Here is a 26,367-nt window from a genome sequence, read left to right on the forward strand (position 1 = left end):
AATGCCACTCATTTTTATTACAGGTGGTGTGCGTAGTGGTAAATCTCATTTTGCTGAGAAAGCAGCGATGCAGCAATATCAAGCGCAGTTTAATACTGCAAAACGCTTGATATATTTGGCTTCTGGTCTTGCTGTAGATCGTGAAATGGAGAAGCGGATTCATCGTCATCAGGCAGATCGACAGGCACAGCCTATCCAATGGCTGACGGTGGAGGCCCCATATGCGATAGCAGAGGTGTTTGAGACACTTCAAGATGGGGATGTGGTGCTGTGGGATTGCGTCACAACTTGGCTGACCAATGCTTTTTATGAAGGCTATGACAGTGGGACACCGTGTGTACAACGGCCTGGGTGTTTAGAAAATAAGCTACAGGTTGTTAAACAGGCTATTCAGTCACTACTAAAGAAGAACATGACTTTTTTTGTTGTCTCCAATGAACTTTTTGATGAGCCACCTTATAATAGTGATGAAGTAGAATTATACCGACGAACACTCGGACAATTCCATCAATGGTTCGTTGCAATGGCACAGGAGGCCTATGAGATGAATGACGGTATTGTGAAGAGGTGGAAATAAATCGAGAAAGAGGGCAAGACGATGAAAAATTTTTGGCATAGCCTGCTATTGGCATTTCAATTTTTTACGGTTTTGCCAGTACATAAAGAGTTACCATTAACGAGGTTCACCATCACAGGCATGTTCGCTTGCTTACCGTGGATAGGGGCTTTGATGGGGACGACGGTGGCAGCCGTGCTGTATAGTCTCACGCAGTGGACCGCAAGCAGTGAAGTGATGCTAGCTTTTATTGTCATAGGGCTATTTGCTTTATGGACAGGTGGTTTACATTTAGATGGCTTTATCGATATGGGCGATGCCTATTTTTCTTATCGAGATCGAGAGAAACGATTGGAGATTTTAGATGATCCTCGTGTAGGGGCATTCGGGGTATTGTCTGTCGTGTTTTTATTAATGGGTAAATTTGTCATTCTACATGAGCTATTTGTACAGCAGCAATTCGCTTTATGGATGGTGTTATTTGTGCCATTTCTAACGAGGGTGGGTATGAGCTTTTATTTTATGTCACTCCACTGCTCCAAGGAAAAAGGTCTTGCCTATTTTTTTAAGTCTCATATTAATGCCAAGCTACTGCAAATATGGTTGCTGTTATCGCTCCTCTTAGCTATAACGGCTGTATTTGTCTTTACTGAGTTCTCTCTGCTACCCATTATATTAGTGATCGTTTTAGCCATTGCGCTTTTTATTTTTCGCCAATTTACGTTGCGTAATTTTGGTGGCGTATCAGGTGATTTACTAGGTGCATCGATTGAAGGGATGGAGGTTGTGCTATGGGTGACATTGTTACTGTGTGCTTAATGAGGCATGCACCAACGAAAGAAAATTTAGAAAAGCGCTATCTTGGTTGGACGGACGCACCATTAGCAGCGACAACCAAGCTTGCTGTTGTAGATGCGAATGTCGATAAGGTTTATGGCAGTGATTTACTACGCTGCCGAGAAACAGCGGCTCATTATTTTCCGAATGCAAGCTACCAGACAGAGCCACGCTTTCGTGAGACAAACTTTGGTGCGTTTGAAGGACAAACTTATGAGGAGTTAAAAATGAATGCCCATTATTGTGCATGGCTTGACGATCCGATTCACACGCCCCCACCACAAGGCGAAGCGTTTGATGATTTTGTAACGCGTGTTATAGACGGCTTCAACCATTTACCAAAGGATGAGGATCATTATTATTTAGTTGTTCATGGCGGGGTCATTCGTGCGTTACTCGTTGCTTTTGCCCCAACAGAGCAGCCTTTTTGGTCCTATCAAGTGCCACATGACAAACAATTTGTTTTAACGTTTTCAAGAAAGGCTTGGGAGGAGGGAGCAAGATGCATGTCTTTATCGGAGGCGCCTATAACGGCAAAACCGACTATGTGAAGGGTTTGTATGAACAGCATCAGATGGTAATGCTTGATGGCGAATTACCAGAGGTGGCACCAGCCTGTGATGTCCTCGTCATAAAAAATTTAGAAAAATGGCTCGTGACACAAAATTTGGAGGAAGATGAACAAGTGGTTCAAACGGTGCTAGCAACAGTACAGACATTGGAACAACAATGTAGATTAGTGCTCATTGTCACGGATATGGGGCGTGGTGTTGTGCCGATGGAAAAGCAAGCACGTCTACTAAGAGATTCATGTGGTCGTTTATACCAAGCTTTGTTCAAGGAAGCAGAGCAAGTTGTACGAATTTGGTATGGATTGGCTGAACAGCTGAAATAAGGTAAACACTCAGATAGAAAAGAGGAGAAGGCATGGAACGACAAAGATTAAGGAAATGGATATTGACGGCAATGGTAGCGGCCATTTGTGCTGTAGGGGCAATGATTAAAGTGCCAACATTTATTTCAACGGCGGCTCTAGACTCGGCTCCAGCCTTTTTAGGGGTTGTCTTTTTATCACCGCTACTAGCAGGTGTCGCTGGGCTGATCGGTCATTTTATTACAGCGCTCACGGCTGGATTTCCACTAGGTCCTCTACATCTACTAATTGCCGTAGAAATGTTGATGGTTGTCTGGATCTTTGGTGTGATGCATAAAAAAGGCATGCATTTTTGGAAATGGCCCGTTGCCCTAGTATTAAACGGCATTGTGGCGCCACTTCCGTTTTATTTTATTATTAGCCCAGCATTTTTCTGGGGAGCGTTAGGGAGTATTTTGATGGCAACGGTAATCAATTTAGTGATTGTCGCTGTAGTTATGCCCGTTTTGTCAAAGGTTTTTGTGCGTAAGGAAGGTCGTGTGCAGTGAGAAATGCGATGAAAGTAGGCTCGTTGGTTGCGACAATGGATAATGCGGCAGCCATTGGAGAAAAACCTCAGGATATTGTGTCTGCATCCGATCAATTGACAGCCTATATGACGGCACGTGTATCGTTTTTAGAGCAGCTTGCCGCGCAGGCATTGCCCATCCAAATACTGCTTGCTAATTTTTCTGGTGATGCCGCATGGTCACGCTATGAGAAAGGCATTCAGCAAGTGTTTGAAGAGGCGGGTCTTACATGTCCAGCCATTGCAGGTAGTACAGAATCCAATATGCCCACACTGCAGTCAGGTTTAGCTATTACGATGCTAGGGGAGGGCCAACAGCGCTGTGCATTTGACCATGAACAGCTTAGCTGGTACACCTATGGCTTGCCACTTGTGGGCGAGGAAGTGTTGGCTCAGCCTGAAGATGTTGCACAGTTGCAGCCAATTTTTCAGGCATGGCGAGCGGAAATGGTTCAGCAAGTATGGCCTGTTGGATCAAAGGGGCTGCAAGGAGAATTCGCCCGTCTATTTAGGGGGCAGCGTGTTGAAAGTTCTATTGATTGTACAAAATCCGCAGGGCCCTGCACGGTCATTTTGCTAGGCATTGATCCTAATAAAGAGCAACAGGCACAAAAGCTTTTCCTGCGAAACTTCGAAAAACTACGCATCATTACACTGTAACAGAGCTTGCTTCGAGCAATGGTCATCCTAAGTAAAATGCAAGGAGCATGGCCAGGAAAACGCAGCTTTATTGGCATAACAATGGGAACGTCCACATCTGGGCGTTCCCTTGTTTTTTACAAAGCTTTTATTTTCAAGGTTTATGTCCTGCGCATATAAGCACGTATTGTGAGAGGGGCCAAGGTTGCCACCATCACTACACACCGTAAATGCTTCCAGCACGAACGTTCAGATCGACACCATCAACAGCACGATTATTTCCAAAAAGCTTAACCAAACGATTGGCTTCAATTGCCCACTCGACATTCGTTGCTAGTGATGCTCCCATGGAATTTCCCCTTATATCTACAAACAGATCATACATGACATTTATGAACTGAATATTAACTGGCTAAAAATATGCTAGATAGCTACCTAACTTAAATGATTGATAGGGTTGTAAATATTACGAGACCCGAAAAATTATTGCCAAATGGGAATGATTTTCAGTTATAATGAGGAACGAATGGGATTTAAATAGAACGGAGACGAATGTATGCAGGTAGTTAAACAGTTAGGGCAGTATTTGGGGCCTTATAAATTTTTCACTTTGATTGCGCCGTTATTGATGGTGCTAGAGGTGACAATGGATTTAATTCAGCCAACCATCATGCAGCATATGATTGATACAGGGATTGTCAATGGGGATAATCGTTATGTATTGACTATGTTTGTCTGGATGCTTGGTAGCGCAGTGCTGGGGCTTATTGGTGGAGTCGGTTGCTCGTACTACAGCTCGAAGGCTGCGATTCATTTTGCATCGGATGTTCGACAGGCTCTTTATGAGAAGATGATGACGTATTCAGCCAAGGAGCGGGATGCGTTTACGACAGGGAAGCTGATTACGATTTTAACAAGTGATGTGGAAAGTATTCAGCGCGCATTTATGATGACGCTACGGATTTTTGTGCGTGGGCCTTTGCTTTTTATCGGAGCAGTGATTATCGTGTTTGTGACAGCGCGTGAGCTTTTTTCCATCCTTCTCATTATCGTGCCGTTGTTGATGATCGCCATGTATTTTTTTACGAAGTATTCAGGTGTGCTGTATCGTCGTGTTCAGGAGGCGATTGATGGGGTCAATACGAAGCTACAGGAAAATTTGGCGGGTATTCGTGTGGTCAAAGCGTTTCGTCGTGAGACACAGCAGGTGGCACATTTTGGAGAATTAAATGAGGCGCTGACAAAGCGTTTCATCACTGCAGAGCAAATCGTAGGGGTACTTGTGCCCTTTACGATGTTTATTGTCAATCTGGGCATTGTAGCAGCACTTTGGCTTGGGGCCATTAAGGTAGAGGCGGGTACTTTGAAAGTTGGGGTCATTCTGGCGTTTATCAACTATTTAACGATTATTTTAAATGGCTTAATGTCTTCTAGTATGGTGCTAATGCAAATTGCACGAGCATTGCCTTCAGGCGAACGGATTGTGGATATTTTAAATAAAGACATTGCGGTGAAGGAATCGGAACAGGCGATTTCTGCATCCATACAAGGTGCGATTGACTTCGATCAGGTGAGCTATCGATACTATGATACAGCAGAGGATGTCCTCAAAAAAATTTCGTTTTCTGTAAAGCCTGGGCAAACGGTAGGCATCATTGGAAAAACAGGTAGTGGCAAATCAACGCTAGTAAAGCTGCTTCCTCGCTTATTTGATCCAACAGATGGTGAAATTCGCCTAGATGGCAGACCACTCAAATCGTATGCCCTCGCAACATTACGTACGCATATCGGCTTTACCTCCCAAAAAGCGTTATTGTTTTCTGGAACGATTGAAGAAAATATTCGACTCGGCAAGGATGAAGCGACAGCCGAGGAAATACAACAGGCAATAGAGGCAGCCTGTGCGAGTGAATTTGTGGAGCGACTTGATAAAGGCTTAGCCCATGAATTGTCACAGGGAGCTACAAATTTATCGGGCGGGCAAAAGCAGCGCCTTGCTTTAAGTCGTGCATTTATTCGTAAGCCTGCCATTCTAGTGCTAGATGATACTACCTCCGCGCTCGATAGTGCGTCGGAGCAGCATGTGCAGCAGGCTATTGCCACACAGTATCAAGACACAACGACATTGATCGTAGCGTCGAAAATTGCCTCGATACAGCAGGCTGATATGATTTTGGTCTTAGAGGATGGCGATATTGTTGGGCAAGGAACCCATCAGCAGTTACTACAAGCCAATACGCATTATCAAGCCATTTATGCGTCGCAGCAAAAGGTTGGTGAACAGGAATGAGTCAAAATCAACCAAAGCAAATGAATTTTGGACGTGGCCCACGTATCGGAGGGCCATCTGAGAAGGCGAAAAATCAAAGAGCAACACTGTTCCGAATATGGCATTATGTCAAACAGCAAAAAATAGGGATGTTTTTAGCCATCTTTTTTGTCGTTGCTTCTACCTTTTTAAGTCTAGCAGGGCCCTATTTGATTGGGCATATTATTGATGATTATATTATGAAAAAGGATATCGACGGCACGATCCGTTTAGGTATCATCTTAGCTGTTATTTTTACAGTAGCATCTATTCTGACATGGCTGCAAACCTATGTCATGATTCATGTGGCGATGAAAACAATTCGGACATTGCGGCTGGAACTGTTTCATAAGCTTCAAACGCTCACATTACGATTTTTTGATCAGCGTGCACTTGGTGATTTAATGAGCCGTGTCACAAATGATATTGATAATTTAAATACGGCCCTTGCGCAAAGTGTGACGCAAATCGTGTCATCTATTTTAACTGTCATTGGTGTCAGTATCGCGATGTTCACATTGAGCTGGCAGTTAGCCATTGTGACATTGATTATTATTCCGCTTATTGTGTTCACAACCAAGCAAATTATTAAGCGCAGTAGTAAAAATTATGCAGCAAGGCAACGGGATCTTGGCAGGCTGAACGGCTATATTGAGGAAATGATTACGGGTGCGGAGGTCCTCATGCTTTTTGGGAAGGAGCAGCAAACGATTGATACGTTTCATCAGCAAAACGAAAATCTGCGAAATTCCGCCCAACGAGCAGAAATTACCTCTGGCTTATTAGGACCGATTAATAACTTTATGAATAACTTGGGCTTAGCTGTCGTTATTGGAACGGGTGCCTTTTTAGCCGTGAAGAGCATCATTACAGTTGGGATCATTGCCGCCTTCGTGACGTATACACGGCAATTTTTCCGTCCGCTTAATCAGTTATCGAATCTGTTAAATACCTTTCAGTCGGCCATTGCTGGTGCAGAGCGTGTGTTTGAGATTCTAGATGAACCATCCGAGGTAGCAGATCAGCCTCATGCCATCGAGGCAGCATCGCTCAATGGGGATGTTATTTTCCAGCAAGTATCTTTTAGCTATGAGCCAAATAAGCCTGTGTTAAAAAATATTCACTTCCATGCCAAGGCAGGAGAGACCATCGCTCTTGTTGGTCCGACAGGCTCAGGGAAAACGACGATTATTAATTTACTGACGCGTTTCTATGACGTGGATCAAGGGGAAATTTTGATTGATGGGCACAATATTGAACACTATCAAATGGCGACCATTCGCCAAAGAGTAGGCGTAGTTTTACAGGACACGTATTTGTTCTCTGGCACCATTCGTGAAAACATTCGCTTTGGGAAGCTAGATGCCACAGATGAAGAGGTCGTGGAAGCGGCGAAAATTGCGAATGCCCATCACTTTATTAAATATTTACCAGCCCAATACGATACACCTGTGCAGGCAGGTGGCGCTAATTTAAGTCAGGGACAACGCCAGCTCATCGCCATTGCTCGTGCTATTTTAGAGAATGCTGATATTTTAATTTTGGACGAAGCGACATCGAGTGTGGATACGCAAACAGAGGTCGATATTCAAAAAGGCTTACAGCATTTAATGCAGGGACGCACAAGCTTTGTTATAGCCCATCGTTTAAAAACAATCGAGAATGCCAATCAAATTCTCGTCATTCAACAGGGGGAAATTGTCGAGCAAGGTAATCACCAAACGTTAATGCAGCAGCAGGGCATTTATCGTCATCTCCAGCAAAAATTATTGTTAGAGCAGGTAGAATAGGGAATAATAAAGGTACATCTTCCAGAAAGCGAGGGATAGACATGTATGAATTAAAAATGAAAGAAACAGATGCAAGTGTCATTGAATTTATTGAAAATGTGGACCATCCACAAAAACGAGAAGACGCCTTTCGGTTATTGGACATTTTTACAGAGGTCACAGGCTATGAAGCCAAAATGTGGGGACCGAGTATTATCGGCTTTGGTAGCTATCATTATAAATACAAAACAGGCCATGAAGGGGATGCACCCCGTGTTGGCTATTCCCCACGCAAAGCAAAAATTAGCCTGTATTTCGCCCCAGGTGATGAGCGAGAGCAGCTATTACAGCACTTTGGCAAGCACACAACGGGGAAAGCCTGCGTGTATATTAATAAGCTTGCGGATGTGGATGAAGACATCCTAAAAGCCCTTATACAACAAACCATCGACTTTGTACAAAAAAACTATCCAGATGCTTAATACTAAGAAAGCTGCCTATCTCAATGTAGGCAGTTTTTTTGATGGAATCACTGCAACGTATATATACAGGAGACGTCTAAAAATACTAACAAAAAAGAGGGTGTAACATTATTGCGGCCTTCATTGTATTTAAATAAAAGGAAGTGGTAAGAGCAGTAATACTAGATATTACAGAGAAGTTAAAAAAAGTAAACAGATGATATTTAGAGATAGCTAGTCCAAATGCTTTAACAGTGTCCTATTATACTACTAATGATTTTACTATTGGAATAAAATGAATCGTTCAAAGCTATTTAGCCATCTGGTGTCGATATTCAATCGGGGTCAGATGGCTGAGTCATTTTAGGAAGTGTGCAACTATAATTTTTCTCCAAAAATTAATTAGAAATTTATTTTTAATGTGTATCCTTGCAAGTATGAACGGAGAGGAGCTACGTATGAAGAAATTAAAGAAATTATTGGTATACATAGGAGCATTAATCATGCTTGGAATGGTGGTTGTTTGGATCTACCATTATCATTTAGTACAGAAGGAATCTGCTATTTTACAAAATAATGGCACACTAGTAGACGTCGATGGTCATCAAATTAATGTCTATCAGGAGGGAGTTGGCGAGGACACGTATGTATTTATGGCAGGCTCAGGTATTGCAGCCCCAGTGTATGAGTTAAAGGGGCTGTACCGTAAGTTTTCACAGCACCATCAAATAGCCGTAGTGGATCGAGCTGGCTATGGTTATAGTGATGTAGCCCATGATGGAAGAGACATTGAGACAATCCTAGCGCAAACACGAGAGGCTCTGCTACAAAGTGGTCTTCAGCCTCCTTATATACTCGTACCACATTCCATTTCAGGGCTAGAAGCCATTTACTGGGCACAAAAATACCCCGAAGAAGTAAAGGGAATCATCGCGCTGGACATTGGTTTACCTAGTCAATATGTAAAGCATCCAATGGGAACCGTCGATAGATGGATGGTGAAGGGGATGAGTCTAGCAACTAGAATGGGTTTACACCGACTTCTGCCATCACAGGTCTATAATCCGCAAGTATTGAAAATGTCCTTTTTAACAGCAGAGGAAAAGAAAATGTATCAGGCATTGTCCTTTAGACAGTTTTTTAATGAGGATATGAAAAATGAGCTGTTACAGGTCTATGAAAATAGTTTACAATCAGAACAGCTTCCAAAGCCGCAAAACACGCCAATCTTGCTGATTGATGCCATTGCAGAAGACAATAAAGATTCGCAATATACGAAGCAGAAAAGGCAGGATTATGCAGACTTTGCACAGCAATTCACCTATGCACAGGTGGAAGAGGTCAGTGGCACACATAGTATTTATCTTTATCAACCCGATGAAATCTATCAACTAGCCATGATATTTATGAAAACGAATGCTGATAAGAAAGGTCGATAATATGAAAGGATTTACCATTTTAATTGTAGAAGACGATCAAATGATTGGGGATTTGCTACAAAAAATACTACAGCGAGAAGGCTATGAAGTGATTTGGAAAACAGATGGTCGAGACATTATGTCACTCATTCAGCAAGTGGATTTAGTCATTATGGATATTATGCTGCCAGGAGAGGATGGCTATCAATTAAGCAAAAATATTAAACGATTAGGCTTAAATATCCCCATTATTTTTCTATCGGCACGGAATGATATCGAAAGTAAGCTAGAGGGCTTAACGGTTGGGGAGGATTACCTGACAAAGCCATTTGATCCGCGTGAGCTTTTGCTCAGGATGCAAAAAATGTTGAGCCAGCAATATGGTACATTGACGCAAATCCAGCATTTATTTATTGATGGGGAGCGCCGTAAAGTGTTCAATCAAACTCTCCATGACGAAATTGCATTGACAGCGACAGAGCGGAAAATGTTCTTTTATTTATTCGACAATCGAGACAGAGTGTTAACAAAGGACCATTTCTTCGACTATCTTTGGCCACTGGATGAACGCAATCATAATATTCTCAATGTTCATATTAAAAAGATTCGAGCAAAGCTACATGATCCAGCAGGCAGCATTGTGCAAAATATTTATGGAGAAGGGTATCGTTTGAATACCTATATTAAAAAATGACCTTAAAAACGAAATACCGTACTTTATTATTTTTGGCGATTGCGAGTGTACCAATTGTGTTATTAAGCATTAGTGTGGCTATAGCTGTTGTTTATGACAAGGTCTTTAAATTGAAAAATGAAGGCATTCCGTTTCATGAATCCTTTGCCTATCCTATTATGCTCGTAGCGTTTGTGCTGTCATTAGGACTGTTAGCATTATTATTCTCAACAACTATCCATTCTTTATTGTCAAAAATCACGATGCTCAATAAAACGATACGGGAATTAGCTAGTAATGAACGGATACCAAATACGTTAACAATTAGTAGTGAGGATGAAATAGGACAGCTTATGCAGTCTGTCAATCTCTTAATTGAGCGGACGACTTACCGAGAATTAGAGTTAGCGCAGCAGCAGGAGCTCCAAAAAGAGCTGCTGCAAAAGTTACGACATGACATCCATACGCCCTTGACGGCCATACGTTTACAGTTATTTTTTCTAGAAGATCAATTACAAGGGCAGCCGAAATTGGTGGAATCCTTAAATGCACAAATCCACTATATAACGAATTTAACAAATGCATTTCAGTTACAAGCCTTTGATACAAGTGAAAATTCCTTTGTTGTCCAGGAGGAAATCCAGCTTGCACAGCTACTAGAAACGATGATGAAGAAGTGGCGTTATTTATATCGCATGCAAAGCATAGCCCTGCATTTTCACCATGACGACCCACATGCTATTTGGATTAGCAATGAATTATGGCTACAACGTTTATTTGATAATGTTTTCCAAAATACATTAAAGCATGCCCAAGCAACGCAGCTAGAGGTTTCAATAAACAATGGTCAAGTGTTCATGTGTGATGATGGAGTCGGCTTCAAGCCCGATGCCGATTATGCAGGACTTGGGCTCAAAATTATACAGGACATTGCCAAAACATTGAACATCGACGTTTCATTACAATCAAACGACACGGGGACTTCCTTTGGCTTTGCCCAAAAGTCCCTGCAATAAAAAAACAACGGCAGCCTTTGCCGTTGTTTTGTCTTAATGAGATTTTCGTTGTTGCAGTAAAAAGAGCGCAAGTCCTAGTAAAATGACGATAATGCCGATCCCTTGTTGAATAGAAATCATCTCATCTAAAATAAAATAAGCTAATATACATGTACCGATCGTTTCGCCTAAAATGCTCATCGAGATAACGGTTGTACTTAACCATTTCAATAGCCAATTAAAAATGGTTTGCCCAAAAATCGTTGCAATAACGGCTAATCCTACAAGAGACCACCAAGTGGATGCTGAATAGTCGAAGAACGATTCCTGCATAAAGAGGGCGTATACCGCTAAGAAGATGGAGCTGCTTCCATAGCCAATGATCGAATAAGGAACAAGTGATAAATCCTTGCGAACAGATTGTCCGATAAAAAAGTAGGCCGTAATAATACCTGCCGCTATAAAGGCAAGGATATCGCCATAAAGAGCTTGTCCACTAATCTGGAAATCCTGCCAGCCGATGATGAAACAACCGATAATGGCTACGCAACAGCCAACAATTGCTCCTTTAGAAAAACGTTCTTTAAATAAAAAATAGCTTCCCACTAAAGAGAATAAAGGTTGTAGTGTTACAATGACTGTTGAACTAGCCACCGATGTGTAGTTTAATGATTCAAACCATAAGACATAGTGACAGGCTAAAAATAATCCTGATAAAATGCCCAGTCCCCACTGTTTTTTGGAGAGGCTCGTCATTTCCTGTCGCAATCCCTTTTGCGCTAATAAAAAGGGGAGTAGCACTAGTAGCGCAAAAAATAATCGATAAAAGGCCGTAATGGCTGGTGGCGCATCGGCAAGCTTGACAAAAATAGCTGAAGTCGATAATGCAAAGACAGCAAAAAATAAAGAGATGTAATAAAACATGATGAACTCCTATGTATTTGTTTATAATAATAAACAAGATTAATAATATTGCCTAACCTATTATAGTGTAGTCTTCCTCAATAAAATAGGGTTTTTAGAATATCAGCACAAAACTAGAAAAATACACATTATGATAAAAAGGAGTCGTGCCATGCAGTATCATCAATTAGGACAAACCGTACTAAGTTATCGGAAGAAAAATGGTATGACCATTAGAGAGTTTGCAGATTACGCAGGCATTAGTACTTCTTTAATTAGTCAAATCGAACGTGGACAAGCGAATCCATCGTTAAGTGTGCTGGAGTTAATTGCAAAGGCTTTACATGTACCATTGTTTACACTTTTTATTCATGATATCGATACAAGTACACTTATTTCACGCAAGCACAACCGCAAAAAAATATATCGAGAAAACAAGGATCATATTGTCTATGATGTATTAACACCTGACTTTATGAAAGCTCGAATTGACATGCTCATGATGGAATTAAATCCACACGCAGTGACCACGGAAAGTCATTATTGTCACAATGATAAAGAAGAGATAGCAGTGATGATGAGGGGGCAAGGCTATGTAGAGCTAGAAGGAGAAGAGTATGAGCTATTGGAAGGGGATGTTGTGCGGATTCCGCCGAATGTTCGACATCGTTTCCTCAATAAAAGCAATGACAGCATCCACGTATTATTCGTTCTAACACCTTCATTAATATAGAATAAGCAAGGACTAGCGAAGCCTTGCTGTATTCGATACTATTCCGTTTCAAGCAAGGACTCTATTACCTGCTTTAATTGCATAATAGAGGAATGCTTGCTGTCGTTTTCATGATAAATAAAGACCGTTTCAATTACTTTATTGAGATCATCCATGTCATAAAAGTGCAGGTCAGGGCAATGATAAAGTGCCAATAATTTCGTATTTAAGACTGCAATCGTATGCTCAATTTCTAAAAAATCAAGAATACTACTAACGGATTTAATTTCTTTCATTGTGAAAGGAACTTGCTTCATTGTTAGCCATTGTGCCAATGCATGTGTATACATACAGCCTTTACTTAAGACGAGTAGTGTTACTGGCGTTCGTTGCTCAAAATCGATGACATGAGAAGGGCTTGAAATGACCTCAAATGTTTCTGACGCAATTAGATCATAGTTTAAATCGGCATACTGTTTAGTTGGATTACTAGTCAGTGCACAATCCAGCTCAGCATTATGTACTTTGTGATTTAAAGATGTACTTGATTCGACAGTGAAATCGACATCAATTGGACTATGACTCGTTTGGAGTTCGTTCATAATGGATGCACCATAAATTTTAATGGTTGTATGAGAAGTTCCAAAATGGAGGCTCGTTTGAGCAGGTCCGATCATTTGTAAAAATTCTTCATAGTTTTGGGCAACCTGTTTTAAAAATTGTAAATAATGGCTACCTACCTCCGTCAGCTTTAAACCTTGTGGTGTTCGTTTAAAGATCTCCTGTCCAATTTCACTTTCTATTTTTTTTACCTTCGAAGTTAAGGCAGATTGTGTATAATTAGTGATTTCAGCGGATTTACTTAAGTTTTGCCTTTCTAAAAGCTCTATTTTTAAGGCAATGTCTTCAATGTTCATATTGTTCGTCACACACCTATTAAATTTTTTGATAGCTGCTATCATTTTCCTCCATTTTACGTATGCTATCAGTCAACGTAAACTCTAGGTAGCGACAAGGTATACTGCATAAATAAAGCGGTATCAACCTGATGGAGGGTTAACATGCATACATATTATCAATGGGTTATTTTACTAGTGGCTACACTGTCACAGACAGCTTCAACCTTTGTCACCTATGGGATGGGGCCAGTTGCCTCTTTTTATCAAATGGAATGGCACTTAACGTCCTTTCAAACTGGACTGATTGTTTCAGCCGTCAATATAGGGCCGATTTTCTCCATGCTGTTATTTGGCTACCTTATGGATAAAAAAGGAGAAAAGCGGATTATTGGATGGGGCTCCGTTATACTGGGCCTGTCAGCCTTCCTGTTAATACCTGTGAACCATTATACGACATTGCTCCTCGTATTAATAGTTGTTGGTATCTGGTATGGTAGTGCACAAACTGGCGGCAGTACCGCTATTGTGAAGTGGTTTCCAGATAAGCATCGTGGGCTTGCTATTGGTATTCGCCAGACAGGTATCCCCATTGGTGGGGCACTTTCTTCTATTGTACTAACGTATTTATATCAACAGCACCATCTGTCCACTGTGCATTTGGTACAGGGGTTAGTGGCGATAGGTGGGGGACTTTTATTTTTACTGCTGTATCATGAACCAAAACAGCACGTAACCGTTGCCGCAAATCCTATTTCCTTTAAAGAAAAGATGATGGCTATTCAACATAATCGAGCGCTCTATCCTCTATTTTTTGTCGGCATTGTCATGATGTCCTTACAAATGGTCATCATTGCTCATTTTATGAGCTATTTACATCAAGAGGGCGGCTATACATTAACAGAGGCAGGGAGCTATTTAAGTTTGATTTTGCTGGGAGGCATGCTAGGGAGAATTGTGCTTGCTTGGCTGGGTGACCGATATTTCGCTCATAAACGTGCGTCATTGTTAGTGCTTGTCATGGTTGCCACATTTATGATGATTGGCTGTTTGCCCTTTGTCATACATGGGAAGAGCTTGATGATTATTTTTTGTGGTGTGTTTGGTTTTTTAGCACTCGGCTGGTATTCCTTATATATTACCTGTGTCACCGAGCATTCTGATCCTCAAGCTGTGGGACTTACCGTGAGTGCAGCTTTAACGATTAATCAATTTTTTATTGTCTTAGCACCAACGTTGTATGGCTTATTAGTTGCTATTTTCTCAAGTCATCAAATAGCCTTGGATTTCTTGGCCATGTTCATCATCATTGGGGCATTTCATTTATACCGAACATCCCAAAGTAGTCTATCGCTTGAAAATTCGGTAAAATAATGGAAAATAGAAAAAGGTGGTAATGGTGAATGACCAGTTCGATTTGGATTGATGCGAAAATGGATAGCGTGTGGCAAGCGATTACAGAGGAACAACTCCTCTCGCAATGGTATGCACCAGGCTCCACCTGGGATATCCCTAAACTCGCAGATGGTGAAAAGATAACGTTTACGTTAATGCCTAATGCGCATAATCAGCTATCTGAAAAGCTACCTATGCAGCTCACGATTCAGCACGTAAAAAAACATGAGGAGTTTTCCTTTTACTTAGAGGTGCCGGAAACGTTGATTGCCATTACGCTAGTACAACAGCACGAGGGGACAACTGTAAGCTTTAACTCACCAGGCTATGAGGCTTCGCTGGCTAATTTAAAGGCATTGCTGGAAGGGGGAGATATCCCTTATCAGTAGCGAACCCTACGTCTTAGGTCTTAGATAAATTTCGAGCGCAGGGTCGTATTTTAAAAGGTTGACTCCTATATAATGAAATTATTGGTAGATTATATGGTGGGAGGAAATCATGTTGAAAAAATTAGTTGGTTTAGGTGTCATAATGGGTACATCTGTATTGGTCTTATCGGGGTGTTTCTCCTTTATTCCAAACAACAAGATGCGAGAGGAAGCCATCTTGGTAGAAAAGGATAAAGTGAAAGCATTAGAGGTAGACATTGATCTAGGTGTCGGTGAACTGACAGTATCGAGCGGTGCGAAGGAATGGGTAGAGGGCAAGGCCGACTATAATATTAAAAAGCTAGCCCCACAGGTAGACTATGATGTCCACGGCGATACGGGAGAAGTGGATATTCAGCATAAAGGCTCTACAAAGCTAGGAATCTCAAATATTAAAAACACTTGGGCAATCCAACTGAATGACAGTATCCCGATGGATTTGACAGTTGAAACAGGCGCATCCCTTGCAAACCTAGATTTACAGGGGCTCCAGCTGGAAAAGCTTGATATTGATGCAGGTGTCGGTGATGTAACGGTTAATTTAGGTGGCGATTGGAAAAAAAGCTTTAAGACATCGATTGAAACAGGCGTCGGTCAAACAACCGTTATTTTACCATCAAAGGTTGGTGTCAAATTAACGACAGAGAAGGGCATCGGATCTTCAAATATAGAGGGTCTTGTATCCAAAGGCCAGGGTGTCTATGTCAACGAAGCCTATGACAAGGCAGATGTTGTGCTAGAGGTTCATTCGGAATTGGGTGTCGGAGATATTACCTTTAAATTAGATCAATAAAGGAAAATGTAGTAGGCTACTTAAAATACAGTAGTCTACTTTTTGTATGGCCAAAAAAATAAATAAAAGTGAAACCTTTTGCTTGGATAAAAGACTCTAAGTATGGAAGGAGGGGAAACAAGTATGGAACAAAGCCTTTGATCCAATAGCACAACATGTTGAAAAATTAATCATTACGCCTTATGTTTCCATTCCATCAGGAGGTGGGAGCGTTCAAATAGACGCTGATGGCAAAGAAACACATATCCCATTCAATCCATCAGCCTATAAAGAAGTGAAGTTCCAACCATTTACAGTAGAAGTACCCATACAATAATAGGAGCGTCAAATACATCCTTTGTATTTGGCGCTTATTTTATGGTAGCTTTAAGAAAGTTATTGTTTTGAAGGAGCGAAAGTCGTGAAAATTTATACATACAAGCAACCAGCAGCCATCGAGTCAACAGAGGCCATCCAAATTATCAATGAAGCGGGGGAGGTATCGTCCACTGTTCAACGTGTTTATTCCAATGCTCTAAAAAAAGCATTTGACCGCACAATGGACTATCGTTATTTTGTTCGCTTTGATGTCAATGATCGCAACGGTCGACCACTTTTTACGTGTAAAAAAGTATCCCGTCGTGGGCGCGTACATTTCAGAGGCAAGGATTTGGTGTCAGGCAAAGACTATATGATTGCCTATGATGGCTGGCAAATCATGATTCCTGATTTACTGATTACAAATGGTGAACAGCAAATCAAGCTCAACAAAGAAATGGAGGGCTGGTCTGTATTTACAGTGAATGAGCAGCCTATCGCACGTTGGCAAGCTACTTTCTGTGAGACGCATTTTGATATTACGCTAGAAATTGAAGACAGTAGTCCCATACAGGAGGAAGCCTTTTTTATTGCGATAGGACAGGCAGTATTGTTTGTGGGGGCATAAACTAATTCGAGAAAGGGCTTGATTATGTGCTAAAGATACTACCAGCGAAAGAAATTTATTTACAGGGAAACGAGCATGCCGTATTACTTTTACATTCTTTTACGAGTCATACAAGAGATATGAAGAAAGTAGCCACTTCATTACATGCACAAGGCTACACTTGCTATGCACCATTATACCGAGGACACGGTCATACCCCAGAACAGCTATTACACTATCAGGTAGACGACTGGTGGCAGGATGTAGTCGATGCCCACCAATTTTTATTGAATGAAGGCTATCAGAAGATTTCGGTCATTGGCTTATCCATCGGTGGCATTTTTACTTTAAAGCTTGCCCAATTCGAAAAGCTATTACAAATCATTGTCTTATCAGTACCAATTGATAAGGAGCCAGCGCAATTAAAACAAAGAATAATTGATTATGCCTACAATTATAAAACGATAGAGGGCAAATCAGCGTCTCAAATTTCACAGGAAATGGAGCCATTTCAACACATGGCGTTAGATGCTATGAGCGCATTTCAACAGTTTATCCAAGCAACGATGCAGCAGCTTGATAGAATTACCGTTCCTATCGCTATCTACTACGGTGAACGCGACGATGCATCATATGCACAAAGCGCTGAAACGATTTATCAACATGTTCACTCTTCCACTAAGCAGAAGAGGGGCTTTGAAAACGCTAAACATTTGATGACATTAGGCCGGGATCAAGATGAAATCATACAGGAGATAATAGATTTTTTGGAATAAATGCTAATGGAGGAATGTTGCAGGACATACCAAAATGCCTTTTTGCCAAGCATCCTGAATATTTTTGAAAAATAATTCTATATTAAGGGGTTTTCAATAGAATACATAATTATTTTAAAAACATGTAATAGCTTTTGATAAAATTTGAAGGAAACCTAATTTTTGCGGGTTTCCTATTCTTATTAAGTAACAAATTTTACAATGTAACCACATTATTTTTAGACAGGATTAAATAGCAGTTATTTGATTCCCGCTTATAGTGTCCTACATGAAATTCATTCAGGTTTATTAAATCCTTGAAGTATTTTGGGACAGGGCAATTCCAATTGATATTTTCTATTTTTAGTGGAAAATTGTCTTCATTAGGATTGGGCGTATGAATATAGACTGAATCCAAACCACAATCTTCATCTACTAACTCAATCCACAATTGATATGGTTTTCCGAGTGTTTCAAGCTTTTCTAATAAACTGTTATGTAAGGCTATATAGGCTTTTATATGCGTTCTTCGTATTTTCAAACTGGTATTCCCCAATCCATAAAAATCAAGATGGGTGTGCCACAAATCAAACCAACCTTCTTTGCCAAAGTCTAAATCATATTGCTCTGCTACTGTTTCTTGCCATAAGTTACGGAAATAACGCTTTTTCCCACGAAACTTTTTCAAAATGATTGTTCCCCCATTTAAACATGTTTTTAACTTTTTGAACCCCTCTACACGAATGCTTGTTCTTGTGTTGATTATAGCAAGGATTCGAGCGTGCATCCAATATCAAAATTTTCCTTGAACAGAGCATTTTGAAAACCTGATGTGCAATTCATAACAATGAACAGAAACGATTCTGTCTGCTATGGTGACGATATTGTAATTGGTTCTGGTGATAGAGGTTTTATCAAAAAATTGCAAGACTGGGGAGACGAGCTGATTCAAAAAATGAAGTTTTAAATTATCATTATTTTTTCACTAGGCATTTTTAAAAATTGAAAAAACGGTTTCATGCTATTTCATCGTATTGACGGGACTTCGTATTGGGCCAAAACGTAATAGTTGTAGAATGGATTCATGTTCAGTTAATGGTGCACGCTAGTTGAAGAAATGGTAACTATAGTGTGTTCGATGTTTAGTTTATATAACAGAGTTTTGCGAAAATTATCGTTGTATGCTACATTCAAAATGCTCATATAACTTGTGCTGGTATCTTTAATAGTTAAAAACAGAGTAATGTTGCATAGTGCCTTCAATCATATTGGGGGCATTTAGGCGACACAGTTCCAAAAGGTTCCTATCAATTACTCGGCTACACAAATGTAGCTCTGCTCGTCATTCCAGAGGAAAATGTAGTAGCAGTAAGAATGTTCAACCGTTATGGTTCATCTGAAGGATACGATTATCTAAACGACATTCGGTCTTTTGGAGATACTGTTTATAAATGTTCCTTAAAGACAAGTACAACCCAATAATGGTAGGTGTTTCAGATTCGACGACAGCTCCCAAAAAAGGTTGGAAATTAATATTAGACTTTGGTAAATTAGAGCTTTTTTATTATTTTACTAAAGGGGGCATTAATTAAATAACAAGAAAGAGGTATCCATCTCATATGAGGTGATCTTTTTTATTTAAACGGTGTCAAGATGCAAGAGTTGTGGAACGGATTCTTATTCAACTAACGAAGTAGTTTAGTTGAATATGTAACTTTTGGTAGACAATTGGTGTCTATATAAAAGAGGTGGGTGGATTGAAAATAAAAAAATTATTCTATGGTTTGATCGCATTAGCTTTATTCATGATTACAGGATGCAATATTCAAGGAGGAACTACAACAGTATCAATTGACAGTATAGATGCCGAAGAAGTTTTAACATTAGATTCTGATGCTGATATTTTCCAGTATGATGGAGTTATCTACAAAACTAATATTGATTGGGTTGAAGAATTGTCTTTAACAAAAGATGTTCAAATCAGTGAAATAAAAACAAAAAATGATGCTAATACAGATTTTAGAGATGAGATGTCGAATAAACTTCCTGTTGGTACAAAGATTTTTTCTACCAAAGAACGAGGAGATATTTTAATTGTTGAATCTGAAGGACAAATCAAAAAATATCTTGCAATTGTTGAAGGGTAAGCAAAGTATCTTGTTCAACAAGCGTGGTGCGCTAATTGAATAGCTAGAATGATGTATCCATCTCATACGAAGTGGTCTTTTTTATTTATACATGGTCAAAACGTAAGAGTTGTGGCAACGGATTCTTGTTCAGCTAACGACTCGGGTTGTGTTAGAAGGAAAATTAATGACAATCATAGAAACTTACTTATAACACCTAATTGGGAGGGGCATGTATGACAAAGGAAATTTATGTTGTGAGACATTGTGAAGCAAGGGGACAAGCTGCTGAAGCACAGCTAACAGAACAAGGAGAAAAACAAGCAGAATTATTAGTGAGGTTTTTTTCCAATAAAAAAATTGACCAAATAATTTCAAGCCCATTTTTACGTGCTATTCAATCAGTTGAGCCTATAAGCCAGAAAAAAAACTTAAAAATAGAAATAGATGAGCGTTTGTCAGAACGTATCCTTTCTACAACAGATTTACCTGATTGGTATGAAAAGCTGAAAGAAACATTTAATGATGCAGAGTTAAAATTTGAAGGAGGAGAATCAAGTCAAGAAGCAATGAATCGAATAGTAAATGTAGTAGATGACGTTTGTAAAAGTGAAATTGAAAACACATTGATAGTTACGCACGGTAATATCATGTCGTTATTGCTAAAAAATTTTAATAATGACTTTGACTTTGAATGTTGGAAAAATCTTCGTAATCCAGATGTTTTTCAATTATGCTTAACAGAAAATGAAGTAAATATAGAACGAATATGGCAAGGTTAAACGACAATAAAATAGTAGGTTTTATTTCGCTAATGGGGCCTTTAACTGAATAGCTAGAAAGATGTCCCTATCTCATAATTAGAATTTTCACCTTTTCATCCAATGTCATTCTCAATTGTTAGGATAAAACCAATAGATGCACCCAATCGTTAGGGAAAATCTAATGACTGAGGTGCATGTTTCTTTCTAAATTAAAGGATCTTTTGTTTTTGTTTCTCCAGTTGGATTCTTTCGTATTCCACCTCTAATTCTCTGTGTTTAATCAAATACTCTTTTTTTATTTGATACACCTTAATCACACTGAAAATCGCAATAATAAAGGCAAATACAAGCATTAATAATTGTATATTTGAGAAATACAAAAAAACACCTCACTTTCTTTATATATTATACATTTATCTGGATATTATGTATAATGAAGTTAATATTACATTATCCATTAATGTAATATTTTAACATAAATAAATAAAACAAGGAGGTTTGCTGTGATGAAGAAGCTTCAATTTTTTATTTGCGGTTTGATTGTTACGTTGATTGTTGCTACAATTTTTCCGAATTTTGCGAATGCTAATGAATTTGGACGTAAAGAAAGTGCTTTAGCCGAATCCATCTACTATAACTTGGCTACACAAACATTAGAGTTTGATGAAGAAGCTGCCCAGGAATTATATCATTTCTCAGATGAAGAATTAAATTATTACGAATCTCTCGAATCACTATCTCCTAATGAGGTTCACCATAAACTTTTAACCTTTGGGCTAGACATGGAAAATTACGATGGTACAATCCTTTATAAAGAGAATGAAGATGGAGAAGTAACACCATATGCTGTTATCGCATGGCTTGCCGGAATTGGTTTGGTTTCTTTCATAGGCTATTTCTTCTGGGACCGATACTTGACACATAAAGAAAAAATGAATTACATGAATAAATGCTTTGCACAGGGTGGCAACCCCATCATTGACTCAAGAGATGATGCTGGTTTAAATGGACAAACCAATGCGACGGAGGCTAGAAAAATCGGTGGTTATAATTTTGCTTGCCAAAAACCATAACCTTCGATGGAATGGGCAACTCGTCGAAAAAATGACGAAACGAATGTGAGAGCCCTTCAAAATCTGAATTTTGAACAGCAAAGACAACAGCCTTTCTGAATAGAAGGGCTGTTGTCATAGTGTTGAAAATCAAAACCATCAATAGCATTTTTGTGAAAGGTGAGAGGTGAAAAAGGATTTCCGTTGCAGGCTACTTGCTTTCTTGTGGGCGAGCGCCGAGCCGCTTCGTGCAGGGGATCGCCTGTCTCACTATCCCACGGGAGTCAAGTAGCCTTCCACTTCAACCCACAAAAATGGTACCTTTTTAGCAAAGGTTTTCAACTAAAGTGAAAGTATTCATTACTCTTTATGGAAGGGTGTTGTCACTCATCACTTCTCCACATGGAAAATAAGAGCCTATCCTTTCTCTCATCATACAAATAATGGGCTATTTTGTTCACTACGGCTCATCGGACGCCCCCTGGAAAGGACGCTGGCGGAGCGGAAATCACCCGCTCACCTTGCCAAAGGTTCTTTTTCTGCTATTGACATCACCTTTTTTCAACAACAATAACAACAGCCCTTCTGATATAGAAGGGCTGTTGTTATTTAGATTTCCACGATTTCATTCGCTAATTTTTGTCGGCTAATCCAATAGCCTTGGAGCGTAAAGACAATAAGTGTTGCTATTAAGAAGGCGCTGCTTGTTATGCCTAATGTTAAGTAGTCATAGGACATCGGAGAGCTTTCATCAATGAATCCCAGCATTCTTGTTAAAATAAGTCCAATAAACGTGCCGACAGTGAGGCCATATAGCACAAACGATAGGACTTGCGTCAAAATAAGTTTTATTAAACCATTTGGTGATAAGCCTATCAATCGCTGAATGACATAGTCACTACGTTTAGTATAAATGGTATGCAGTAATGTTTGCAGTACACCAAGGACAGTAGCGACAATTAATAGTACAAAGACGCCGACAAATAGGCTCCAACGTTGGAAGAACATTTCACGGGATTGCTCCATCATGGTCACTTTATCCGTAAATTTCAAGGCTGGCCAGCGCTCTTCTAAGAATGACAAGTCAGACAATGCTTGCTCAGGGTTAGTCGTTTCGACCATAATGTCTTCAATGATTGTGTGGTCCTGAGAAGTGAGGAAGGATGACCAATCCACGATTAATTCTGCGTAGTGAAGAGGTGCATCAATAATTCCTATAATTTGTAATTCACCTGTTGGCCGATCCTGCTGTGCAGCAACATCATAGGAGCCTATTGTAATACGATCACCAACCGATAAATGATGACGATTCGCCAAGCTTTTTGTCACTAACAGTCCATCCTGTAAAGGGCCCTCGATTTTTGGCAACTTCCCTAATTGTCCAAATTTCTCGATATCAATGGTTGTATAGTTCTCTGGTAGCCATTCATCGCCGAGTTGCAGGGCAATGTACGCATTATTACTTTGTGCATAAGCATACTGCACGCTTGGCAAGGCCTCCATTTCCTTAATAACTGCGGGTGTAAGGGTTGGATCATTTAATTCATTATTGATTTTTACAGCGGTTTCGTATTGTGATTCGGTGAAGGCTAGGTCATTATGCTGTAACGTTTTCATTAACGAGCTACCAAAGGTTAAAATGACCATTAACCCAATAATGCTGAGCACAATCGGCCTATTTTTGCGTACTTGTGGCATGACTTGCTGGCACGCTAAATAGGCTTCCTTGCCAAGCACTGCACGAATCGGCTTTAATGCAACCTGAAGGAGGGCTGTAAACAGATAGGGGATGAATAACAGTAAAATCCCACAAATCAATAGTGTTCCGATTAAAATCAATAGTGCTCCTTGATTGCTTCCTGTTCCTGTCAGTTGTGCTTGCAACAAGAATAAAACAGCGATAATTCCTCCAATGCTGACCATGATCGTTTTCCATTTGGTCCAACGAAGACGTAAATTTTCATTGTTTGTTGCAATTTGTAATGGCAATAATCTGGCACTTTTTGCTACTTGCCATTGTGTCATTATCTGAAGAATCAAGAAGCTCGAAAGTGCGATGACAATCACAAAAGGAAGAGGAAGCTCTGTTCTAGCATTTGGTAAATGTAAGAGGCTAATCAATTGTGGTAGCCAGACTTTTATGACCAGTAAGCTCATCGTTGTCCCGAGCATAACCCCAAAGCAAATAATAAGTGATAATTGTAGTTTGACAATGCGCCTAACTTGCTGCACTGATGCACCGAGAGCACGTAAAATCATCAGTTGTTCTTTAATTTTATAAAATAATAGCTGGAAAGTGGACAGTAATAAAACACTTGCAATGAGTAAAATAAAGACAGCTAGGACAATCATAAAAATCATTAAGCTTTGTAAATTTCTTTTAAACAAATCATAATCACTCATGACATCTACACGAAGAGTTTCATCAAGTTGCTTGATCTCTGTGCCAACTGCCTTAGCAAGGCCATCCTCTGTTTTAATAAGTGCAAACATACCAGCAGTTTGTGGCTGACTATTATTCATCCATGTTTTCACAATGGTATTTGGCAACAATATGATATTAGGGCTATCCGTACCTTTCATCGTTGGTAAAATTTCTCGGACAATAAAATTCTTCGTTTGAATATGAATGGTGTCTCCGACGTTCTTCTTGAAAATACGTGCCACATTTTCTGAAATAATGGCATCGTTCGGACCAAGATTCATCTCGAAATGATAGCGGCTTTTCACAAGGTCATCATTTTCTACGCCAACGGTATAAAAGGTTGTGCTTTTTTCTTGCTCAACCTTTGTGTGAGCTAAAGATACATTAGACACTTGGGTGACACCTGCTAGGCTGGAAAGTAACTCTATTTGTTGTGTCGTTAACAGCTGATGTTGATCTGGATTATAGCCGACCATTATATCCATTTCTCCGTACAAGGCTTGGATGTCAGCCTTCATTTGATTATGGGCGTTTAAAGCGTAGACACTCATCGTCATCACAAGGCAAATGGAGATGGTTATAATGCTAATACTCGTTAGGACATTTGCCCAAGCGGCACGAAAAAGTTTTAGGGCAACGGCACGCATTGTAAACATTATCGCTCCCCCCTCGTAGCCTGCTTAAATTTCATTAAAATACAATCCAAATCCTCTTCATTTCGCTGGTTTTGATAGGAGTCTACAATCGCACCGTCATGGAAGAACAACACCCGATTGGCATAGGTAGCAACATAAGGGTCATGAGTGACAAGTAAAATCGTTTGTTGACTCTTTTTTTGAAGCTCAACAAGCAACTCCAATATCTCATCCGTCGTATTGACGTCCAGCGCTCCTGTTGGCTCATCAGCTAGCAAAATAGGCGGATTTGCGATAATGGCACGAGCAATAGCAACCCGTTGCTTTTGTCCTCCTGATAGCTCATGTGGTCGATGCTTTGCCCAAGCGCCGATTTTCAGTTTTTCCATCATGTGCTGCACGCGCACTTTAATGTCCTTACTAGAAACATCATTTAAAATAAGGGGGAGTGCAATATTATCTTCCACGGATAAATCTTTTAACAGATGAAAGGATTGGAAGATAAAGCCGATATTTTCTTTACGAAATTGCGATGCTTTGGGCTCTTGATATATATCCTGAGCCTCCTGACCAAATAAAAATAATGCCCCGTCTGTTGGTTCATCAATCGCACTAATCATATTCAGTAGGGTACTTTTACCAGAGCCGCTTGTCCCCATAATGGCCACCATCTCTCCTTGATAAATGGTGCAATGGATATTTTTTAAGGCGTTCACGGTGTGATGCTTTTGCTGATAAATTTTGGACATCCCTTCAACACGTAACACTTCCGTTAAACGTCCTTCAGGGATGGGTATTGCATTAATGACTTCTTTCAACGGATTGAACCCACTCATCAAGATATGCCCCCTTTAATTGTTGTCGTAATGCTTGCAAGCCACGGCGAATATGTGTTTTGACGGTGCCTTCAGGGCATTGTAAAATCGCTGCAATATCCTTGACGGAGTAGTCCTGATAAAATCGTAGCAATAACACCGTTTTATACTTTTCCTCAAGCTGGCAAAGAGCCTGCCATAAATCCAGCTCTTCCTCGATATATGTAGGAGATGTACTTTTTAAATCCTCTAAGGTTTGTGGTTCGACAAGCTGAACCTTCTTTTTCTTGGCTATATAGGTTTTACAGCAATTGATCATAATGCGGGTTAGCCAAGTGGTAAAATAGTGCGGCTCCTTTAATTGTGCTAAGCCCTCAAAGGCTCGAATAATCGTTTGCTGAAAAACTTCTACGGCGTCGTTTTCATTTTGTACATAGACATAAGCCATACGATAAAGCTTATGCTGCTCCAGCTCAATTAGCTGATAAAACGCTTGCTCATCGCCATGTTGGGCTAAGGCTACAAGAGATTGTTGCGTGGTTGTAATGAAAATCGCCTCCTTTTCGACTATTAGACTCGGCAAGTCGTCATTTCGATTCAAGTTTTTTATTTTTAGGAAGAAACTTAATAAGCATACCCATTTAATAGAAGTTTATCAATTTACTG

The 26,367-nt window shown here is 40.0% G+C and carries 27 protein-coding genes and 1 pseudogene; 21 read left to right on the top strand and 7 right to left on the bottom strand.

All coding sequences use genetic code 11. From position 1 onward, the window contains the following. Nucleotide 1: 1 nt before the first annotated feature. From MKY46_RS09705 to MKY46_RS09730, 6 genes are read left to right on the top strand one after another with little or no spacing between them, the layout of a single operon-like run. On the top strand, nucleotides 2–577 hold the full coding sequence (locus MKY46_RS09705) for a bifunctional adenosylcobinamide kinase/adenosylcobinamide-phosphate guanylyltransferase (protein WP_058845016.1): 576 nt from the start codon (nucleotides 2–4) through the stop codon (nucleotides 575–577). Between the two features lie 21 nt (nucleotides 578–598). Further along, a complete protein-coding gene (gene cobS, locus MKY46_RS09710) occupies nucleotides 599–1,375 on the top strand; it encodes an adenosylcobinamide-GDP ribazoletransferase (protein WP_036129034.1) in 777 nt (258 codons plus the stop codon). Continuing rightward, entirely contained in the window at nucleotides 1,348–1,944 is a 597-nt protein-coding gene (locus MKY46_RS09715; protein WP_036129031.1) for a histidine phosphatase family protein, read from the top strand. The genes cobS and MKY46_RS09715 overlap by 28 nt, the downstream gene beginning before the upstream one ends. After that, entirely contained in the window at nucleotides 1,896–2,288 is a 393-nt protein-coding gene (locus tag MKY46_RS09720; RefSeq protein WP_036129029.1) for a bifunctional adenosylcobinamide kinase/adenosylcobinamide-phosphate guanylyltransferase, read from the top strand. The genes MKY46_RS09715 and MKY46_RS09720 overlap by 49 nt, the downstream gene beginning before the upstream one ends. A gap of 32 nt (nucleotides 2,289–2,320) precedes the next feature. After that, a complete protein-coding gene (locus MKY46_RS09725; RefSeq protein WP_058845017.1) occupies nucleotides 2,321–2,815 on the top strand; it encodes an ECF transporter S component in 495 nt (164 codons plus the stop codon). Beyond that, nucleotides 2,812–3,495, top strand: coding sequence for a hypothetical protein (locus MKY46_RS09730; RefSeq protein ID WP_340834049.1), 684 nt, complete (start codon nucleotides 2,812–2,814; stop codon nucleotides 3,493–3,495). Before MKY46_RS09725 ends, MKY46_RS09730 begins: the two co-directional genes overlap by 4 nt. Before the next feature lie 199 nt (nucleotides 3,496–3,694). Here MKY46_RS09730 and MKY46_RS09735 read toward each other — a convergent pair. Next, nucleotides 3,695–3,823 (bottom strand): annotated as a pseudogene (locus tag MKY46_RS09735) (daunorubicin/doxorubicin resistance ABC transporter ATP-binding protein DrrA); the annotation flags it as partial. Between the two features lie 207 nt (nucleotides 3,824–4,030). Between MKY46_RS09735 and MKY46_RS09740 the strand changes: the two are divergent. The 6 genes from MKY46_RS09740 to MKY46_RS09765 all read left to right on the top strand — a co-directional run bounded on the left by MKY46_RS09740 (nucleotide 4,031) and on the right by MKY46_RS09765 (nucleotide 11,119). Next, the gene (locus MKY46_RS09740) at nucleotides 4,031–5,764 is read left to right on the top strand and encodes an ABC transporter ATP-binding protein (RefSeq protein WP_340834050.1); all 1,734 of its coding nucleotides are present in this window, start codon (nucleotides 4,031–4,033) and stop codon (nucleotides 5,762–5,764) included. Next, a complete protein-coding gene (locus tag MKY46_RS09745) occupies nucleotides 5,761–7,572 on the top strand; it encodes an ABC transporter ATP-binding protein (protein ID WP_340834051.1) in 1,812 nt (603 codons plus the stop codon). Before MKY46_RS09740 ends, MKY46_RS09745 begins: the two co-directional genes overlap by 4 nt. 41 nt (nucleotides 7,573–7,613) lie before the next feature. Further along, on the top strand, nucleotides 7,614–8,033 hold the full coding sequence (locus MKY46_RS09750) for a DUF1801 domain-containing protein (protein ID WP_036129019.1): 420 nt from the start codon (nucleotides 7,614–7,616) through the stop codon (nucleotides 8,031–8,033). Between the two features lie 437 nt (nucleotides 8,034–8,470). After that, complete coding sequence (locus MKY46_RS09755) at nucleotides 8,471–9,451, top strand: alpha/beta hydrolase (protein WP_340834053.1); 981 nt, start codon at nucleotides 8,471–8,473, stop codon at nucleotides 9,449–9,451. Between the two features lies 1 nt (nucleotide 9,452). Next, entirely contained in the window at nucleotides 9,453–10,124 is a 672-nt protein-coding gene (locus MKY46_RS09760; protein ID WP_340834054.1) for a response regulator transcription factor, read from the top strand. Further along, nucleotides 10,121–11,119: a sensor histidine kinase gene (locus MKY46_RS09765; RefSeq protein WP_340834056.1), complete on the top strand. Its 999-nt coding sequence runs from the start codon at nucleotides 10,121–10,123 to the stop codon at nucleotides 11,117–11,119. Before MKY46_RS09760 ends, MKY46_RS09765 begins: the two co-directional genes overlap by 4 nt. 33 nt (nucleotides 11,120–11,152) lie before the next feature. Here MKY46_RS09765 and MKY46_RS09770 read toward each other — a convergent pair whose 3' ends face one another. Then, nucleotides 11,153–12,022, bottom strand: coding sequence for a DMT family transporter (locus tag MKY46_RS09770; protein ID WP_101966597.1), 870 nt, complete (start codon nucleotides 12,020–12,022; stop codon nucleotides 11,153–11,155). A 151-nt stretch (nucleotides 12,023–12,173) separates the two neighbouring features. Between MKY46_RS09770 and MKY46_RS09775 the strand changes: the two genes are divergently transcribed. After that, nucleotides 12,174–12,734, top strand: coding sequence for an XRE family transcriptional regulator (locus MKY46_RS09775; protein ID WP_036128998.1), 561 nt, complete (start codon nucleotides 12,174–12,176; stop codon nucleotides 12,732–12,734). A 38-nt stretch (nucleotides 12,735–12,772) separates the two neighbouring features. On the opposite strand, the gene MKY46_RS09780 is transcribed toward MKY46_RS09775, so the two are convergent. Further along, nucleotides 12,773–13,630, bottom strand: coding sequence for a LysR family transcriptional regulator (locus MKY46_RS09780; protein ID WP_101966775.1), 858 nt, complete (start codon nucleotides 13,628–13,630; stop codon nucleotides 12,773–12,775). A 144-nt stretch (nucleotides 13,631–13,774) separates the two neighbouring features. On the opposite strand from MKY46_RS09780, the gene MKY46_RS09785 reads away from it, so the two are divergent. From MKY46_RS09785 to MKY46_RS09805, 5 genes are all read left to right on the top strand, one after another. Further along, nucleotides 13,775–14,983 carry an MFS transporter gene (locus MKY46_RS09785; protein ID WP_340834058.1) on the top strand — a complete coding sequence of 403 codons (1,209 nt, stop codon included), beginning with the start codon at nucleotides 13,775–13,777 and terminating at the stop codon, nucleotides 14,981–14,983. A 29-nt stretch (nucleotides 14,984–15,012) separates the two neighbouring features. Next, nucleotides 15,013–15,393, top strand: coding sequence for an SRPBCC family protein (locus tag MKY46_RS09790; RefSeq protein WP_340834060.1), 381 nt, complete (start codon nucleotides 15,013–15,015; stop codon nucleotides 15,391–15,393). 109 nt (nucleotides 15,394–15,502) lie between these two features. After that, the gene (locus MKY46_RS09795; RefSeq protein WP_230594005.1) at nucleotides 15,503–16,225 is read left to right on the top strand and encodes a toast rack family protein; all 723 of its coding nucleotides are present in this window, start codon (nucleotides 15,503–15,505) and stop codon (nucleotides 16,223–16,225) included. Nucleotides 16,226–16,625: 400 nt separating this feature from the next. Next, nucleotides 16,626–17,150, top strand: a complete 525-nt coding sequence (locus MKY46_RS09800; RefSeq protein WP_036128993.1) for a tubby C-terminal domain-like protein — start codon at nucleotides 16,626–16,628, stop codon at nucleotides 17,148–17,150. A 26-nt stretch (nucleotides 17,151–17,176) separates the two neighbouring features. After that, complete coding sequence (locus MKY46_RS09805) at nucleotides 17,177–17,905, top strand: alpha/beta hydrolase (RefSeq protein WP_244504814.1); 729 nt, start codon at nucleotides 17,177–17,179, stop codon at nucleotides 17,903–17,905. A 196-nt stretch (nucleotides 17,906–18,101) separates the two neighbouring features. Here MKY46_RS09805 and MKY46_RS09810 read toward each other — a convergent pair whose 3' ends face one another. Beyond that, the gene (locus MKY46_RS09810; protein WP_036129003.1) at nucleotides 18,102–18,572 is read right to left on the bottom strand and encodes a hypothetical protein; all 471 of its coding nucleotides are present in this window, start codon (nucleotides 18,570–18,572) and stop codon (nucleotides 18,102–18,104) included. Nucleotides 18,573–19,632: 1,060 nt separating this feature from the next. Between MKY46_RS09810 and MKY46_RS09815 the strand changes: the two genes are divergently transcribed. The 3 genes from MKY46_RS09815 (at nucleotide 19,633) to MKY46_RS09825 (ending at nucleotide 21,847) form a co-directional block, all read left to right on the top strand. Further along, nucleotides 19,633–20,031 (top strand): hypothetical protein, encoded by a 399-nt coding sequence (locus tag MKY46_RS09815; RefSeq protein WP_230594003.1) that lies wholly within the window; start codon nucleotides 19,633–19,635, stop codon nucleotides 20,029–20,031. A 215-nt stretch (nucleotides 20,032–20,246) separates the two neighbouring features. Beyond that, on the top strand, nucleotides 20,247–20,792 hold the full coding sequence (locus MKY46_RS09820) for a histidine phosphatase family protein (RefSeq protein WP_089932291.1): 546 nt from the start codon (nucleotides 20,247–20,249) through the stop codon (nucleotides 20,790–20,792). 488 nt (nucleotides 20,793–21,280) lie between these two features. Further along, nucleotides 21,281–21,847: a hypothetical protein gene (locus tag MKY46_RS09825; protein ID WP_036128987.1), complete on the top strand. Its 567-nt coding sequence runs from the start codon at nucleotides 21,281–21,283 to the stop codon at nucleotides 21,845–21,847. A 588-nt stretch (nucleotides 21,848–22,435) separates the two neighbouring features. On the opposite strand, the gene MKY46_RS09830 is transcribed toward MKY46_RS09825, so the two are convergent. Genes MKY46_RS09830 through MKY46_RS09840 form a run of 3 tightly spaced genes read right to left on the bottom strand, consistent with a single transcriptional unit; the run spans nucleotide 22,436 to nucleotide 26,302 of the window. After that, nucleotides 22,436–24,907 carry an ABC transporter permease gene (locus MKY46_RS09830; RefSeq protein WP_340834061.1) on the bottom strand — a complete coding sequence of 824 codons (2,472 nt, stop codon included), beginning with the start codon at nucleotides 24,905–24,907 and terminating at the stop codon, nucleotides 22,436–22,438. Continuing rightward, nucleotides 24,907–25,635, bottom strand: coding sequence for an ABC transporter ATP-binding protein (locus tag MKY46_RS09835; protein WP_445299961.1), 729 nt, complete (start codon nucleotides 25,633–25,635; stop codon nucleotides 24,907–24,909). The genes MKY46_RS09830 and MKY46_RS09835 overlap by 1 nt, the downstream gene beginning before the upstream one ends. 52 nt (nucleotides 25,636–25,687) lie before the next feature. Then, the gene (locus tag MKY46_RS09840) at nucleotides 25,688–26,302 is read right to left on the bottom strand and encodes a sigma-70 family RNA polymerase sigma factor (RefSeq protein WP_283778132.1); all 615 of its coding nucleotides are present in this window, start codon (nucleotides 26,300–26,302) and stop codon (nucleotides 25,688–25,690) included. Nucleotides 26,303–26,367 lie beyond the last annotated feature (65 nt).

This window comes from Lysinibacillus sp. FSL M8-0355, from assembly GCF_038008985.1.
Lineage (GTDB): Bacteria > Bacillota > Bacilli > Bacillales_A > Planococcaceae > Lysinibacillus > Lysinibacillus fusiformis_D.